The organism is Nonomuraea sp. MTCD27 (assembly GCF_041950495.1).
Classification (GTDB): Bacteria; Actinomycetota; Actinomycetes; order Streptosporangiales; family Streptosporangiaceae; genus Nonomuraea.
This window is the reverse complement of record NZ_JBGNUW010000013.1, coordinates 382,579-397,174: the sequence shown is the minus strand read 5'-3', so window position 1 is coordinate 397,174 and position 14,596 is coordinate 382,579. Positions and strand designations below refer to the sequence as shown.

Sequence of the window (14,596 nt, the reverse complement as noted above, 5' to 3'; positions counted from 1 at the left end):
GTGGGGTGGGCGGGGCTCGGGGTGGGGTCGGGGTGGTGGGCGGCGAACACGAGGTGCTCGCAGTCGGCGACGTCACCGGCCGGCCGGATCCGGATCAGCGGCAGCAGCGGCCCCGCCCGCCAGCCCGTCTGCTCCTCCACGTGCCGGGCCGCCGCCTCCTCCGGCTCCTCGTCCGGCCCGATCTCGCCGAGCGGGATCTCCCACCCCCACGTGTCGGTGATCGGCCGGTGCCGCCACAGGAGCAGCACCCGACCGCCATGGAACACGACGGCGCCGGCGGCTCTCGGCGTACGGATGAAGGGTTGCTCCACGCGCCCACCGCCGGTCAGCTCGACGTCCGCGACCCGCAGATCGACCCCGTTCGCCGCGTAGAGCAGCCTTTCCGACCGCCGCCGCATGGAATGCTCCTCACCCGTTCGCCGGGACGTGGCCCGCCGGCAACCGCCAGGACCGCTCTCCTGAGAATACGCACAGGAATAGCTACGCTCCGGCGTGGCAGGGAAATGTCAGAGGGGGAGATTAGCCTGAGCGGTGTCGTCCCGACGTGGGGCGGCGCCGGGCTCCGGCTCGGCTCCGAGGCGAGGTCCCATTGTTCGACCGGAGGGGAAGCGATCGTGGTGTCTTTCGCGGGCGGCGGGCTGCCCTCGGACGACGTCGTCGTCACGGCCCTGCGCGCCGGCGATGAGGCGATGTTCGCGGCGCTGCTCGACACCTGGTCCAGGGGCATGTTGCGGGTCGCGAGGTCCTACGTGTCCACCGACCACTCCGCGGAGGAGGTCGTCCAGGACACGTGGCTGGCGGTGATCGACGGGATCGGCGGATTCGAGGGCAGGTCCTCGGTCAAGACGTGGGTCTACCGCATCCTGGTCAACTCCGCGAAGAAGCGCGGCGTGCGGGAGAGCCGCACGCTGCCGTGGAGCGCCGTCGAGCAGGACGGCGGCCCGCCGCCGGGCGGGTGGAGCGATCTCACGGCGGTCTGGCCGACGCCCGAGGGCGAGGCGCTGGCCGCGGAGGTACGCGCGCTGATCGCCGAGGCCCTGGCCCGGCTGCCGCCCCGGCAGCGGATCGTGATCACCCTGCGCGACGTGGAGGGCTGCACCTCCGACGAGGTCTGCGAGATCCTGGAGATCTCCGCGGCCAACCAGCGGGTCCTGCTGCACCGTGCCCGCACGGCTGTACGCGGCTGGCTGGCGGACTACTACGACTCGGTCAAGCAGCCCGAATAGCGGGTCCGAAAACCGCGGCGCGCCATCCGGTCCGCGCAGCGGCGACAATATGTGAAACGGTTCATCCCAGAGACAAGGGCGGTCAACGTCGTGAAGCGGTTCACCTGCGACGAACTGGTGGAACTCCTCACCGCCTACCTTGAAGACGCCCTCGACCGGCCGTCACGCGACGGCGTACAGGCGCATCTGTCCTGCTGCGAGGGGTGCGAGCGCTACTTCGGGCAGTTTCGGGCCACCATCACGGCCCTCGGCGACCAGCCGCCGGAGAAGCTGTCCGCGGACGTGCGCGACCGGCTCATGTCCGCCTTCCGCGAGCACCACCGGTCCTGAGCCTCCTCACCTGGCGAAGCTCTCGTGCAGAGCGGCCAGCACCGGCGGCGGGACGACGCCGTCGCGCAGGCACCTCATGGCCGCGATCGTGGCGATGACCTGCGCCAGCCACCCCGAGCAGGCCGGGCACGCGCCCAGATGGTCCGCGACGACCCGATGCCGGCCGGCCGGGAGCGCCTCCTCCAGAAAGTCCGTGAGCAGCGTCAGCACCTCGTCGCAGCCCATTGGTCGCAGCTCCATGTGAACTAGTGCCCGGCACACCCCATCCGTTACACGAAATTCGTCTGTAACGATCGCGCCCCTCGCGGATCTATAGCTCCGGAGTCTGCGGCGAGGGGGAGACGATGATCGGGGTCACGGCCGAGAGCGCACCGCTGCGGGACGCCTCGGAGGTGGCGGACTTCGCGCGCCGCTGCTTCCGTCCCGCCCCCACTGACCAGGTGGGAGTCGAGCTGGAGTTCCTGATCTTCGACCGCACGGAGGCCGCCAGGCACGTCCCGCTGGCCCGGGCCGAGCGGGCGCTCCCGGCGGAGCTGCCGGGCGGGAGCCGGGTGACGTTCGAGCCGGGCGGCCAGCTCGAACTGTCCGGACCGGCCGGCCCGCTGCCTGGCACGGTGGCCCGACTGGCCGCCGACGTGGCCGCCGTGCGCGACGCGCTGCGGGCGGCCGGGCTGGTGCTGGCCGGGGTGGGCCTCGATCCCGTACGCGCGGCCCGCCGCCAGCTGACCCTGCCCCGGTACGAGGCGATGGCCGAATACCTCGGCGTGCCGTACGGGGCGCTCATGATGTGCTCGACCGCGTCCATCCAGGTCAACCTGGACTTCGGCGAGCACCCCGCGACCCGGTGGGAACGCGCCCACGAGCTCGGTCCCGTGCTGCTGGCGGCCTTCGCCAACTCGCCCTTGAGCGGCGGCCGGCCGTGCGGCTGGATGTCGGGCCGCCAGGCCGTCTGGGACAACCTCGACCCCACCAGGACCTCGCCCGTGCCCGCCACGGGCGACCCCGCCGCGGACTGGGCCGAATACCTGCTGGACGCCCGCCTCATGCTGGTACGCGAGGACGACGAGCGCTACCGCCCCGTCCGCGACGGCTCGACGTTCCGCGACTGGCTGGACGGGGCCGGGGGCCGCCGCCCCACCGCCGAGGACCTGGCCTACCACGCCACCACCGTCTTCCCGCCGGTCCGCCCCCGCGGCTGGCTGGAGATCCGCTACCTCGACGCGCAGCAACCGGCGGCCTGGCCGGTCTGCGTGGCCGTGACCCACGCCCTCATCGCCGACGACCGGGCCGCCGACGCCGCGATGGCCGCCGTGGAGCCGTACCGGGGGGCGTACCCGGACCTCTGGGGCAGCGCGGCGCGCTGCGGGCTGGCCGATCCCCGCCTGCGCCGGGCCGCCGAGGTGGCCTTCCGCGCGGCGCTGGAGGCGCTGCCCCGCCTCGGCGCGGGCCCCGGCCTGGCCGGCGAGGTGGCCGCGTTCGCCGACCGGCACGTGACGACGGGCCGCTCGCCGGCGGCCGACCTGATGGACCCGACGCCGGGGCGTGCGGCCCCGGCCTGGCTCGACGAAGGACTGCTATGAACGACTTCAAGGAACGCATCGCCAAGGAGCTCATCGCGGTGCGCGACCGGTCGCTCGCCTACACGGAGGCGGACGACGACCTTCTCGTACGCCAGCACTCGCCGCTGATGTCACCCCTGGTGTGGGACCTGGCGCACGTGGGCAACTACGAGGAGCTCTGGGTGCTGCGCGAGGCCGGGGGCATCACGCCGCTGCGCCCCGAGATCGACGACATCTACGACGCGTTCAAGACCCCGCGCAAGGACCGCCCCAGCCTGCCCTTCCTGGGTCCGGCCGAGGCCCGCCGCTACATCGAGGGCGTGCGCGGGCGGGTGCTCGACGTGCTCGACGCCGTCGACCTGGAGGCCCCCTCCCCGCTCCACCGCGACGGCTTCGTGTTCGGCCTGGTGATCCAGCACGAGCACCAGCACGACGAGACCATGCTCGCCACCCTCCAGCTCTCGGGGCAGCCCGGCCTCGTACGCGACGGCGACCTGCCGCCCGGCCGCGCCGGAGGCCCCGAGGAGGTGCACGTCCCGGCCGGCCCCTTCCTCATGGGCACCGACACGCTGCCCTGGGCCTACGACAACGAGCGGCCGGCCACCTGGGTGGACCTGCCCGGCTACTGGATCGACCGGCTGCCCGTCGGCAACGGCGCGTACGCGGCCTTCGTCGAGGACGGCGGGTACGACGACCCGCGCTGGTGGACCCCCGAGGGCTGGCGGTGGCGGCAGCGCAGCGGCGCCACCGGCCCGCTGTTCTGGACCAGGGACGGCGGCTCCTGGTGGCGCAACCGCTTCGGCCGCACGGAGCCGGTCCCGATGGACGAGCCCGTCCAGCACGTGTCCTGGTACGAGGCCGACGCCTACGCCAGGTGGGCCGGCAAGCGGCTGCCCACCGAGGCCGAGTGGGAGAAGGCGTGCGGCTGGGATCCCCGGGAGCGGCGCTCGCGCCGGTACCCCTGGGGCGAGGCCGACCCGGGGCCCTCCCTGGCGAACCTCGGCCACCGCGCCGCGCATCCGGCGCCGCTGGGCGCGTACCCGGCCGGGGCCTCCGCCTACGGCGCCGAGCAGATGGTGGGGGACGTGTGGGAGTGGACCGACTCCTGGTTCCGCGGTTACCCGGGTTTCCGCAGCTTCCCGTACAAGGAGTACAGCGAGGTGTTCTTCGGCGAGGAGTACCGCGTGCTGCGCGGCGGCTCGTGGGCGGCCGACCCGGCGGCGGTGCGGACCACGTTCAGGAACTGGGACTACCCGATCCGGCGGCAGATCTTCACCGGCTTCCGCTGCGCCCGGTCGGAGCTGGTCTGAGGTGTGCAGGCACGCCGCCTGGCTGGGCGCCGCCCGCCCGCTCACCTCGCTGATCCACGAGCCCGAGCACGGGCTCCTCAAGCAGTCGTACGCCCCCCGCCGCCAGCGGGCCGGCCTGATGAACGTCGACGGGTACGGCATGGGCTGGTACGACCCCCGCCGCGCCGAGCCGGTGCGCTATCGCCGTGCCGTGCCCATCTGGACCGACGCCAACCTGCCCGCCCTCGCCGAGGTGGCCCGCTCGACCTGCCTGCTGGCGGCCGTGCGCTCGGCCACCGTGGGCATGCCGGTCGAGGAGAGCGCCACCGCGCCGTTCGCCGACCGGACCTGGCTGATCAGCCACAACGGCCGCGTCGCCAGGGACGCGGTCAAGGATCTCGCCGACGGCGCCGAGAGCACCTGCGACGCCGCCTGGGTCGCGGCGGCCGTGTTCCAGCGCGGGCGCGCCGGGGCCGGGCTGGGCGAGGCGCTGGCCGAGGTCGTCGTACGGGCCGGGGAGAAGGACCCCGCCGCCCGCCTGAACCTGCTCGCCTGCGACGGCGCGTCCATCGCCGCGACCGTCTGGGGCGACACCCTGTTCCACCATCGAACCCACGACGGTGTGCTGGTGGCCAGCGAGCCGCTCGACGACCTGCCGGGCTGGCAGGCCGTACCCGAGCGCAGCCTGCTGACCGTCACCCGCGACGACGTACGCGTCCAGCCGTTGTGATCTCACTCCAGGAGGCTTCGTGCCCGTCAGCCAGTCCACCGTGCATGTGATCAACCACCTCGACCGCGACTACCTGCGCCAGGCCCTGGAGAAGGACGTTCGGAACGGCCTGACGTCGTCACCCAAGTGGCTGCCGCCCAAGTGGTTCTACGACGCCGCCGGCAGCGAGCTGTTCTCCCGGATCACCCGGTTGCCCGAGTACTACCCGACCCGCCGCGAGCTGGCCATCCTGCGGGCACGGGCCAAGGACGTGGCGGCGGTGGCCGGCGCGGACACGCTGGTCGAGCTGGGTTCGGGCACCAGCGAGAAGACCGTCCTGCTGCTGGACGCGCTGTCGGCGGCGGGCACGCTGCGCGGCTACACGCCGGTGGACGTGGACGCGGTCACCCTGGAGGCGGCGGCGCGGCGGCTGGCCGGGCGCTATCCCGGGCTGGCCGTAGTCGGGGTGTGCGCCGACTTCGAACGGCACCTCGCGCTGCTGCCCCGCACGGGGCGGCGGATGGTGGCCTTCCTCGGCGGCACGATCGGCAACCTCGAACCGGTCGCCCGCGCGGCCTTCCTGAACGATCTGCGGGCCACGCTGCGACCGGGGGACACGTTCCTGCTGGGGGCCGACCTGGTGAAGGACACGGGACGGCTGGTGGCGGCCTACGACGACGCGGCGGGGGTGACGGCCGAGTTCAACCGGAACGTGCTGCGGGTGATCAACCGGGAGCTGGACGCGGACTTCGACCCCGAGGCGTTCGCGCACGTGGCGGTGTACGACCCGGAGCAGGACTGGATCGAGATGCGGCTGCGGGCGAGCCGGGACATGCGGGTGCGGGTCGGCGGGCTCGGGCTTGAGGTGGAGTTCGCGGCGGGGGAGGAGATGCGTACGGAGATCAGCGCCAAGTTCCGGCCGGAGGGGCTGCGGGAGGAGCTGGAGGCGGCCGGCTTCCACGTACGGCGCCGCTACACCGACCCGGCCGGCGACTTCACCCTGATCCTGGCCGAAGCGTGACCCTCGACCCCATCCGCGCTCCCCGGCCTTCCGACGCTCCCGGCCCCGCGCCGGGGGCAGGGGTGGGGGAGGCGTGGCGGGCGGCCAGGAGCGTGGCACCGCCCGGCCACCTGGACGCGGCCGGCTGCAACGTGCCCAGCGACCGGGTGCTCGACGCGGTCGTGGCGCACCTGCGGCTGGAGCGCGAGCGCGGCGGTTACGGGGCGGTCCCCGACCTCGCCACCTCCCGGGAGGCCCTGGCCGCGCTGGTCGGGGCCGGGCCGGGCGACGTGGCGTTCCTGGAGAGCGGGACGGCGGCGATGGCGGCGCTGCTGGGCGGCTGGCGGCTCGGTGCCGGCGCCCGCGTCGGCTGCGCCCGCACCGAGTACGGCAGCACGCTCATGCTCCTGCGCCGCCTGGCGGCACGGCACGGCTGGCACCTGGTCGAGCTGCCGGTGGACGGCGACACCCGCATCGACCCCGACGGGCTGCGCGCCCGGCTGTCGGCGGGCCTGGACCTGGTGGTGGTCTCCCACATCGGCTCCCATCGCGGGGTGGTGCAGCCGGCGGTCGAGATCGGGGCGCTGTGCCGCCGGGCGGGCGTGCCGTTCGTGCTGGACGTCTGCCAGTCGCTGGGGCACGTGGAGGTGCGGGGGACGGGGGCCGGCGCGTACGTGGGGACGTCGCGCAAGTGGCTGGCCGGCCCGCGCGGCGTCGGCTTCCTGATCACCCCCGGCCTGACCCCCGCCATGGACGCCCCTGCCCCGACACTCGGCGGCCACGTGTGGCACGACCCGTCGTGGCAGGGCCTCGCGCCGGAGGCCGGTGGCCTGTCACGGGACGGGGGAGTGTGGGCGCGCGGAGGCGGCGAGGCGTCGTGGGAGGGCGGGGAGCCGGTGCCCGTGCCCGGGGCGGCGCGTTACGAGAGCTCGGAAGCGGCCGTCGCGGCCCGGGCCGGGCTCGGCGTGGCGGTCCTGGAGCACCACGCGCTCGGCCCAGCGGCCGTCCACGCGCACCTGGCCGAGCTCGGACGCACGGCCCGCGAGCTGCTCGACGGGGCGGGCGGCTGGCGCGTGGCCGAGCCGCTCGACGAGCCGTCGGCCCTGGTGACGCTCATACCCCCGCCAGGCGACACGGCCGAGCGCGCCGCCGCCCGGGCGGCCGAGGCGTCCCTGCTCGTGAGCGTCGTACCGACGGCCAGAGCGCCGCTCGACCTGCGCGAACCCGTCCTCCGCGTCTCCCCGCCCCCAGGCACCCCCGTGGACACGCTGCAGGCTCTCACCCACACCCTGTGTTTTTGAACGGTGTCTATGGATCTTGGAGGACGCTGTGCGTATCGGGTGTTCGGCGCCACGGGTGTCATCGGGTCCCGGGTCGTCGCGGAGGCCGCGCGGCGCGGCCACCAGGTCACGGCGTTCACCCGGGACGCAGCACGCGTCCCGTCCGAGGTCCCGTCCGGCGTTTCGAGCGGCGTCCCGGGCGGTGCCCCGTCCGGCGTCCCGGGCGGTGCCCCGGCACGTCCAGCGGCGGTTCACCGTGGGTTAAGGAGCTCGCCGGTTCATGAGGGTTGATCGCGGTGCCGCCGATGAGATCATGACCGCGAACGCGCGAGATGGAGGCATCCATGCGTATGTTTCGCACTTTAGGCGCCGCGGTCGGGGCCGTCGTGGCGGTGGCGATTATGGCGGCACCGGCCGCTGCCGCGCAGCCGCCCACGTACACCTGGCACAAGCAGACCCTCTGGAAGCAGTACTCGACCACTGATCCGGCCACCGGAGCGGCGGTCGTGACCTGCTTCCGGCTCCCGGCGGTCGTGAAGACCAGGAACAACGTGCTGCTCGCCTTCGCGGAGCGGCGCAACCGGAACAACTGCGCCGACCACGGCGCGTTCGACGTCGTCATGCGGCGCTCCACCGACAACGGAGTCACCTGGGAGGCGAGCAGGACCGTCCTGGCAAGCACCGCCGGGGCGATCCTCCAGGGGAACGCGACCGTCGTGGCCGACTCGACCGGACCCGTGTTCCTGCTCACGACCTCGGAGCCGACCGCCACCCAGACCACGCCGCGCACCCCGAAGGTCCAGGTCAGCAGGGACGACGGGCGCACGTGGTCGGCGCCGGACGACCTGTCGGACGAGATCAAGGCCCCCGCCGGTCCCGGCGACTGGTTCGCCACCGGGCCCGGGCACGGGATCCAGCTCACGCGCGGCGACCACGTGGGCCGGCTGGTGGTGCCGGTCTACTTCGCGGTGGGGAACCAGCAGAGCGTGCGCCTGGTCTACAGCGACGACCATGGCGGCAGCTGGCAGACCGGCGCGACCGCCACGTACGACAAGTCGGTGCTCAAGCTGGGCGAGCAGACCCTGGTCGAGCGGACGGACGGCGGCATCCTCGTGATCGCCCGCAACGGCGCGGTCCCCGACCAGACCTCCGTGCACGGCCTGGCCCGCGGGGTCAGCACGGACGGCGGCCAGACCTTCGACGGCGGGTTCCGCGCCGACAACGCCGTCACCGCGCCCCCGACCCATCCCGCCCTGCTCCGCCAGCGCTGGGACGGCGGCCCGTACACCCGCGTCCTGCTGTCGGCGCCCGCCACCCCGAAGACCGACAACAACCCGGTGGGCATGAACGTGCGCTCGTCCTTCGACGAGGGGGCCACCTGGCGCAACTACAACGACACGGTCAACAACGCCGGGGTTCGGATCGACAGCGATCATGCGGGGTATTCGGACATGACGCTCATCGGCAACGGCGCCATCGGTGTGCTGTACGAGGCGGGAGCGGCCCGGTTCCGCGACGAGATCCGGTGGAACTGGTTCTGGGAGAGCGCCATCGGCCTCCACTGAGGCTGAGGCTGAGGCTGAGGCTGAGGCTGAGGCCGGCGGACGCGTGGCGGCGTGGGGCCGTCAGGGGTGGTGGGGGACGAGGAGCTGGTCGAGGGCGGCGGCGACGCGGCGGGTGAAGGGGGAGGCGCTGGCGGGGCCGTGGAAGGGCTGCGTGACGCCCTCCGTGACGCCCTCGATGGTGGCGAGGTCGGCGCCCGGGTGGCAGACGACGTCAGGCGCCGGCAGGTCGGCGAGCAGGAACTCGCCCTGGTCGGCGCGGGCGTCCGACGGGTGGGCGGCGCGCCGGACCCAGCGCGGGCGGTCGGCGCGGTCCAGCCGGTACACGCCCGAGCCCTGGCCGGTCGCCACCCGTACCGGCGACTCGCGGCTCAGGCGAACCCTGATCGAGAACGGCCCGCCGCGCTGGGTGGCCCGGAGCAGGCTGAGCTGGTTGAACTCCTGCGGGTCCGCCAGCCAGCTCACCGGGCCGCCCAGCATCACGGCCAGGTGGGCCAGGACGAACGGGGGCACGCCGATCACCTGCTGGTTGACCGCCGAGACCTCGGTGCTCGCGTCGTGCCGCCACTTGATGGCCGACAGGTAGACCCGCTCGCCCGGCGTGAGCAGGGCGTTCAGGCTGAACAGCCCCGCCACGCCGTAGCGGCGCCAGCCCCAGATCGCGATGCGTTCCGCGCACTCGATGAGCAGCGCGGCGGCCGGGACCGGCCAGGGGCGGGACCAGTCGTGGCCGGCGCAGGACAGCGGGGCGGCGCCCAGCTCGGCGACGCCGGCCGCCGTGTGCGACGGCCGGTCCACGTACACGCTCACCCCGCCGGCGCCGTCCGGGACGCTGAGGACGGTGACGGCGCAGGGCCAGCCGTCCACGTACGCCGCCACCCGGTACGGCCCCAGCAGCCGCGCCGCCCGCGCCATGTCCTCCTCCCCCGACACGACCACGGTGCCGTGCCCGCCGGACCCGGCCCCCGCCTGCACCACGACCCGCTCCGTGCCCACCGCGCGCCGCAGCTCCGCCAGGCTCGGCAGCCGCTCGGCCGGCACGCAGCGGATCCGCGCCACGGCGGGCACGCCGGCCGCGCGCAGCAGGTCGTCGAAGAGGTGCCTGGCCTCGATCGTGGCCCGTACGCCGGCGTCGATCGCCGCGACGGTGCCGCCGGGGCCGGCCAGCTCGTGGAGCTGGGCGCCGGCGTACCAGGCGGAGATGACCGGTGGGCGGTCGAGTTTGACCAGGTGGCGGGCGGCGTCGTGGCGTACGCGGCGGAGCCAGCCCTGCCGTTCGGCCACCGAGCGTACGCGGGTGCGGTCCTCGGCGGCGACGACCATGCCCGGCAGGGCGGGGTCCCACGCCGAGTAGCAGCCGATGCTCAGGGCGGGACGCAGGGCCTCGATGGGGGCGGGGCCGGTGTAGCCGGTACGCAGGGCGGTGCTGAACCGGCCGACGGCGACCAGCGGCCGGCCCGCCAGCGCGGCCAGCAACTCGGCCTGGGCCACCTCGGCCGGCGCCCCGGCCTCCATCCCGGACCGCCCGCCGTCGCGGTTCACGCGCCCCCGAGGCCCCTCGTCCTGGGCCGGGTGGCCGGGCTCGGGGTCGCTGCCGGCGTGCCCGGGGCCGTTGTCGCAGCTCATGCGTTCGGGGCCGCTGTCGCGGCTCATGCGCCAGGGGCCGCTGTCCGCGGGACCGCTCACTCGTGCACCATCCTCGTATCGGCCGGTCCGGGAGACCGCTGATGCCGTGGGCATCACGGTCCGCACTATTGACGGTGCGCTGCGTACGGCGGATCGTCGAGAGCACCGCGATGTGAAGCGATGTGAAGCTGCGATGCCGCCACGGCGTACCCGCCCCGTCGTGAACGGGGCCCTCGCCGCGCTGATCGAGGAGGCCGGCTGGACGCACGCCGCCACCGCGCAGCACGTCAACGCCGTCGCCGCCGAGACCGGGGAGCGGATCCACTATGACCGCTCGGCGGTGGGGCACTGGCTGACCGGCACCGTTCCCAGGCCCGAGGCGATCCGCGCCGCCGTGGAGGCGTTCCGGCGCCGCCTCGCCCGGCCGGAGCTCTCCCCGACGCACCTCGGCTGGCCGGATCCCGGAACGGCGCCGCCCGCCGACGACCCGTGGCGCGGCGACCCGGTCGCCCGCCTGGCCACGCTGGGGGAGGACGACCTGCTCAACCGCCGTACCGTACTGACCGCCGGCACGTTCACGCTGGCCGCGCTCTCCGGCCTGTCCGGCCACCGAGCCGCCGTCCGGGCCCCGGGCCCCGCCGGCAGGGTGGGCGCGGGCGACGTGGCCCGTATCCGCGCCGCCACCGCCAGCTTCGCTGACCTGGACGACCAGTACGGCGGCGGCCACGCCCGCGTCGCGGTCGCCGCGTACCTGTCGCGCGAGGTCACGCCCCTGCTGCACGATGCGACCGGCCGCACCCGCCCCGACCTGTTCACCGCCGCGGCCGAGCTGAGCTACCTGGCCGCCTACATGGCCATGGACGCCGGCGCGAACGCGCTCGCCCAGCGCTACTACATCAGCACCGTACGGCTCGCGGACGAGGCCGGCGACCTGGTGCTGCGGGCGACGGCGTTACGCAGCATGGCCGTGCAGGCCGCCGAGCTCGGGCACGACGGCGAGGCGCTGGCGCTGGCCGACGCCGCCGCCTCCGCCCTCGGCGGGCACGGCCCCCGCCGCACGCTGGCCTGGATCACCGGCATGCGCGCCGAGGCGCACGCGGCGGCCGGCACCCGCTGGGACGCCCTGAACCTCCTCCGCAGCACGGAGACCCAGCTCGAACGCGCCGACTCCCCGCCGGAGACGGAGTGGACGGGCAACTACCGGCGCGAATCCCTGGAGCACCAGATCGGCCTGACCCTCACCCAGCTCGGCGACCACGCCACCGCCGCCCGCCACTTCACCGCCTCCATGAACGCCCGCCGTCCCGTCGAGCTGCGCACCCGTGCCCTGATCGGCCTGCGGGCGGCGCACGCCTACCTGCGGGCCGGCGACCCGGAGCAGGCCGCCGCCACCGCCCTCGGCCTCAGCGACGACGTACGGCTGATCGCCTCGGCCCGGGTGCGCGACGAGGTCCGCCGCCTCCGGGACGGCTGGCAACGCCACCGCGCCTGCCCGCTCGTCGCCGAGGCCGACAGCGCCATGGCCGGCCACCCGCTTCCACCCACCAGACCGGGCCGTCGCTCCCCACGCCCAGGCCCCCGCCCTGAACGCTGAGCACCTGGAGCCCCCGGGCCTTTGCCGGTCCCGGGCCTCCGCTGGCCCCGCGCCTCCGCCTGTCCCGGGCCTCCGCCGGTCCCGCGCCCCCCGCTGATCCCGCGGGTCTGGCCCCGCGCCGGGCCTGGCTCCCCGCTGTCCCGCGCGCCCCGTGTGCCCGCCCCCCGCCCCCCGCCCCCGCGCGCCCGCGCCCCCGATGCCTTCGGGTCTGACGCGCCCGCGCCGCTCGCGCGGTCCGTGCCTTCCGCGGGTCCCCTGCCTCGACGCCCTGCGTGCCCGACGCCCTGCGCGCACGGAGCCCGCATGTGCCCTCCGCGCGCCAGGAGCCACTGGCGAGGGCGGTGGGGCGGCGGGGCGGCAGGGCGATGGGGCGACTGAGCGGTGGGTGGTGGGACCGTGCGGCAGGGCCGTGCGGGAGGTCAGTGCGGGAGGGTGCGGGAGGCGACGAGGTCGCCGTCCTGGAAGCCCTCCACCCGAATGACGTGAGCCGACCCTGCCCCGGGCACCGGCACGGTCGTGACCTCCCGGGTCACGTTCACCGACGCCACCGGCCGGCCGTCCAGGTAGACGTCGGCCCGGTCCACCAGCCGCGTCGTGAGCGTCAGCTCGCCGGCCGCCCCGGAGACCTGCACGTCGAGCCGCCGCACCGGCCGCCCCGCGAGCAGTTCCCCCGCCCGCGTGAGCAGGTCGGCGTTGTCCTGCAGGACGTCCTTGCGGGTCATCTGGTGGCGGAAGTCGGGCACCACCCCGAGGTCCTCGACGGGCGTGCCGGCGAGCTCGTGGACCCGCAGCGTACGCCGTACCGACACCCGCATGTTCGCCTGCCCGGGCAGCGGCCGGTAGGGGTTGTCGGGTACGGGCGTGGGCAGTTCGAGCAGGACCTTGAGCAGCTCGTGGGTCCACACGTTGGCGCCGCCCGCGCCGGTGTTGTCGTCGGTGCCGAGGATCGGGCCGATCTTGTGGTCCTGGAAGCCGCCGGCGAAGATGTCGGTCGCCGAGTAGCAGAGGGCGTTGGTGACCAGGACGACCGGGCCGAAATACCGCTGGCCGATGGCGTTGGCCCCGCCCGCCGGGGTGATGGGGAAGCTGCCGGAGAAGACGGCGCCGATCTCCAGCGCCTGTTCCATGGACGGGCACCAGGGGCCGAGGTCGATCTGGCCGGTGGGGTTCTCCTGGTGCTGCTTGCAGATCCGCTGGTTCAGGGCGGAGGTGATGAACTGCGTCGGCTCCGGCACGATCGGGCGCGGCGTGAGCGTCTGCAGCAGGAACTCGCTGGCGTGGATGTGCCCGCCGCCGTTGCCGCGCACGTCCACGATGAGCCCGTTCTGCGGCAGGAGCGCGACGAGCCGGAGGAACTCCCCTAAGAACGCGTCCGGGTCGTTGACGTTGAAGCTGAAGATGCGGATGTGGCCGAAGATGCCCGACGGCGTGTCGACGCTCTTGGCCCGGAAGAAGCCCGGCATGGACGTCGGGATGTCGGCCCCCGGCGCGGCGGGCTCGGCCGTCAGCTCGGTGCCGCCCACGATCTCCTGCGTCGAGACGGCCTCCGGGATGTACAACATCTTGAGCGCCCGGCCGATCTCGTCCGCGCCGAGGTCGAGGCCCTGGGCGACGGCGGCGACGCTGAGCTGGTCGGCGTCCACGAAGGACGGCTGGTTGTCGTCGACCCGCCAGCTCTCGCGCAGCTCGCGGCGGATGCCGTCGGCGCCGACGTACGTCAGCACGACCCAGGTCTCGTCCGGCGGCACGTGCAGGCGCAGCGGCCGGATCGTCAGGGACTGCAGGCCGCGCGCGTGCCGGGCCGCCGGGTTGCTGCCCGCGAACCGGGCCGCGTTGATGTCCACCGCCCGGTCGATCGGGATGCCGTTCCAGTGGGTGACCTCCACGCCGGGGGCGAACCCGGGGGCGGAGAAGCCCGCGACCGTCCTGGTCACCACGTAGTGGCGCTCCTCGCCGACGTAGTACTCCTCGATCAGGTACGGCAGGTAGGCGATCTTGCCGGCGTACGGCAGGGGGAGGATGTAGTTGGTGTGCAGGTCGCGTACGGAGTGGAAGATCTCCGACATCTCCGCGTGGAAGCGCCATTCCGGGCCCATGGTCCTCGGGGTCTGCCGGTTCAGCCGCACGGCGAGCAGCCGCAGCCGCTGCACCGGGTTCACGGCGTGCATCGCGGCCTTCAGCGGCAGATGTACGTAGTTCTGCTCGATGAGCAGCAGCGCCTGCTGGACCAGGAGCTTCCTGTCGTCGAGCGTCAACCTGTCCGCCGTGCGCAGGAAGTCCTGGAGCTCCTGCTTCGCCGCCGCACCTGATGGCTCGGTCATGTCTTCCACCCACCCCGGGTCGTCGTCCGCGTGCGGGCGCGGGGGATCGGCTCCCGCGCCCGGATACCGGAACGCTTTCACCGGGCGCGCGGCTCCGCCA

Annotated in this window: 14 protein-coding genes; 10 read left to right on the top strand and 4 right to left on the bottom strand. The window is 74.3% G+C overall.

All coding sequences use genetic code 11. The annotated features are described in order from the left end of the window. On the bottom strand, nucleotides 1–398 hold a 398-nt coding region (locus tag ACBJ59_RS35065; RefSeq protein ID WP_375114491.1), incomplete at its 3' end, for an NUDIX hydrolase. A 216-nt stretch (nucleotides 399–614) separates the two neighbouring features. Between ACBJ59_RS35065 and ACBJ59_RS35060 the strand changes: the two genes are divergently transcribed. Beyond that, nucleotides 615–1,226 (top strand): RNA polymerase sigma factor, encoded by a 612-nt coding sequence (locus tag ACBJ59_RS35060; RefSeq protein ID WP_375114490.1) that lies wholly within the window; start codon nucleotides 615–617, stop codon nucleotides 1,224–1,226. A gap of 90 nt (nucleotides 1,227–1,316) precedes the next feature. After that, entirely contained in the window at nucleotides 1,317–1,556 is a 240-nt protein-coding gene (locus ACBJ59_RS35055) for an anti-sigma factor family protein (protein WP_375114489.1), read from the top strand. A 6-nt stretch (nucleotides 1,557–1,562) separates the two neighbouring features. Here ACBJ59_RS35055 and ACBJ59_RS35050 read toward each other — a convergent pair whose 3' ends face one another. Continuing rightward, nucleotides 1,563–1,796 carry an anti-sigma factor family protein gene (locus ACBJ59_RS35050; RefSeq protein WP_375114488.1) on the bottom strand — a complete coding sequence of 78 codons (234 nt, stop codon included), beginning with the start codon at nucleotides 1,794–1,796 and terminating at the stop codon, nucleotides 1,563–1,565. Nucleotides 1,797–1,900: 104 nt separating this feature from the next. Here ACBJ59_RS35050 and egtA point away from each other — a divergent pair, with 104 nt between their 5' ends. Genes egtA through ACBJ59_RS35015 form a run of 7 tightly spaced genes read left to right on the top strand, consistent with a single transcriptional unit; the run spans nucleotide 1,901 to nucleotide 8,958 of the window. Next, nucleotides 1,901–3,136: an ergothioneine biosynthesis glutamate--cysteine ligase EgtA gene (gene egtA, locus ACBJ59_RS35045; protein WP_375114487.1), complete on the top strand. Its 1,236-nt coding sequence runs from the start codon at nucleotides 1,901–1,903 to the stop codon at nucleotides 3,134–3,136. After that, nucleotides 3,133–4,425 (top strand): ergothioneine biosynthesis protein EgtB, encoded by a 1,293-nt coding sequence (gene egtB / locus ACBJ59_RS35040; protein WP_375114486.1) that lies wholly within the window; start codon nucleotides 3,133–3,135, stop codon nucleotides 4,423–4,425. The genes egtA and egtB overlap by 4 nt, the downstream gene beginning before the upstream one ends. Nucleotide 4,426: 1 nt before the next feature. Continuing rightward, nucleotides 4,427–5,134, top strand: coding sequence for an ergothioneine biosynthesis protein EgtC (gene egtC / locus ACBJ59_RS35035; RefSeq protein ID WP_364123762.1), 708 nt, complete (start codon nucleotides 4,427–4,429; stop codon nucleotides 5,132–5,134). 19 nt (nucleotides 5,135–5,153) lie between these two features. Further along, nucleotides 5,154–6,134 (top strand): L-histidine N(alpha)-methyltransferase, encoded by a 981-nt coding sequence (gene egtD, locus ACBJ59_RS35030; RefSeq protein ID WP_375114485.1) that lies wholly within the window; start codon nucleotides 5,154–5,156, stop codon nucleotides 6,132–6,134. Beyond that, nucleotides 6,131–7,414, top strand: coding sequence for an ergothioneine biosynthesis PLP-dependent enzyme EgtE (gene egtE / locus ACBJ59_RS35025; RefSeq protein ID WP_375114484.1), 1,284 nt, complete (start codon nucleotides 6,131–6,133; stop codon nucleotides 7,412–7,414). Before egtD ends, egtE begins: the two co-directional genes overlap by 4 nt. Nucleotides 7,415–7,423: 9 nt before the next feature. Continuing rightward, nucleotides 7,424–7,684: an NAD(P)H-binding protein gene (locus ACBJ59_RS35020; RefSeq protein ID WP_375114483.1), complete on the top strand. Its 261-nt coding sequence runs from the start codon at nucleotides 7,424–7,426 to the stop codon at nucleotides 7,682–7,684. 53 nt (nucleotides 7,685–7,737) lie between these two features. Further along, the gene (locus ACBJ59_RS35015) at nucleotides 7,738–8,958 is read left to right on the top strand and encodes an exo-alpha-sialidase (protein WP_375114482.1); all 1,221 of its coding nucleotides are present in this window, start codon (nucleotides 7,738–7,740) and stop codon (nucleotides 8,956–8,958) included. 60 nt (nucleotides 8,959–9,018) lie between these two features. Here ACBJ59_RS35015 and ACBJ59_RS35010 read toward each other — a convergent pair whose 3' ends face one another. Continuing rightward, complete coding sequence (locus tag ACBJ59_RS35010; RefSeq protein WP_375114481.1) at nucleotides 9,019–10,641, bottom strand: hypothetical protein; 1,623 nt, start codon at nucleotides 10,639–10,641, stop codon at nucleotides 9,019–9,021. Between the two features lie 160 nt (nucleotides 10,642–10,801). Between ACBJ59_RS35010 and ACBJ59_RS35005 the strand changes: the two genes are divergently transcribed. After that, nucleotides 10,802–12,175 carry a hypothetical protein gene (locus ACBJ59_RS35005; protein WP_375114480.1) on the top strand — a complete coding sequence of 458 codons (1,374 nt, stop codon included), beginning with the start codon at nucleotides 10,802–10,804 and terminating at the stop codon, nucleotides 12,173–12,175. 419 nt (nucleotides 12,176–12,594) lie between these two features. On the opposite strand, the gene ACBJ59_RS35000 is transcribed toward ACBJ59_RS35005, so the two are convergent. Then, the gene (locus tag ACBJ59_RS35000; protein WP_375114479.1) at nucleotides 12,595–14,496 is read right to left on the bottom strand and encodes a S41 family peptidase; all 1,902 of its coding nucleotides are present in this window, start codon (nucleotides 14,494–14,496) and stop codon (nucleotides 12,595–12,597) included. Between the last annotated feature and the right edge of the window lie 100 nt (nucleotides 14,497–14,596).

Coding starts and splice junctions, on each gene's coding strand:
- ACBJ59_RS35020 (WP_375114483.1), top strand. CDS start 7,424: ATGGATCTTGGAGGACGCTGTGCGTATCGGGTGTTCGGCGCCACGGGT.
- ACBJ59_RS35050 (WP_375114488.1), bottom strand. CDS start 1,796: ATGGAGCTGCGACCAATGGGCTGCGACGAGGTGCTGACGCTGCTCACG.
- ACBJ59_RS35015 (WP_375114482.1), top strand. CDS start 7,738: ATGCGTATGTTTCGCACTTTAGGCGCCGCGGTCGGGGCCGTCGTGGCG.
- ACBJ59_RS35000 (WP_375114479.1), bottom strand. CDS start 14,496: ATGACCGAGCCATCAGGTGCGGCGGCGAAGCAGGAGCTCCAGGACTTC.
- egtB (WP_375114486.1), top strand. CDS start 3,133: ATGAACGACTTCAAGGAACGCATCGCCAAGGAGCTCATCGCGGTGCGC.
- egtA (WP_375114487.1), top strand. CDS start 1,901: ATGATCGGGGTCACGGCCGAGAGCGCACCGCTGCGGGACGCCTCGGAG.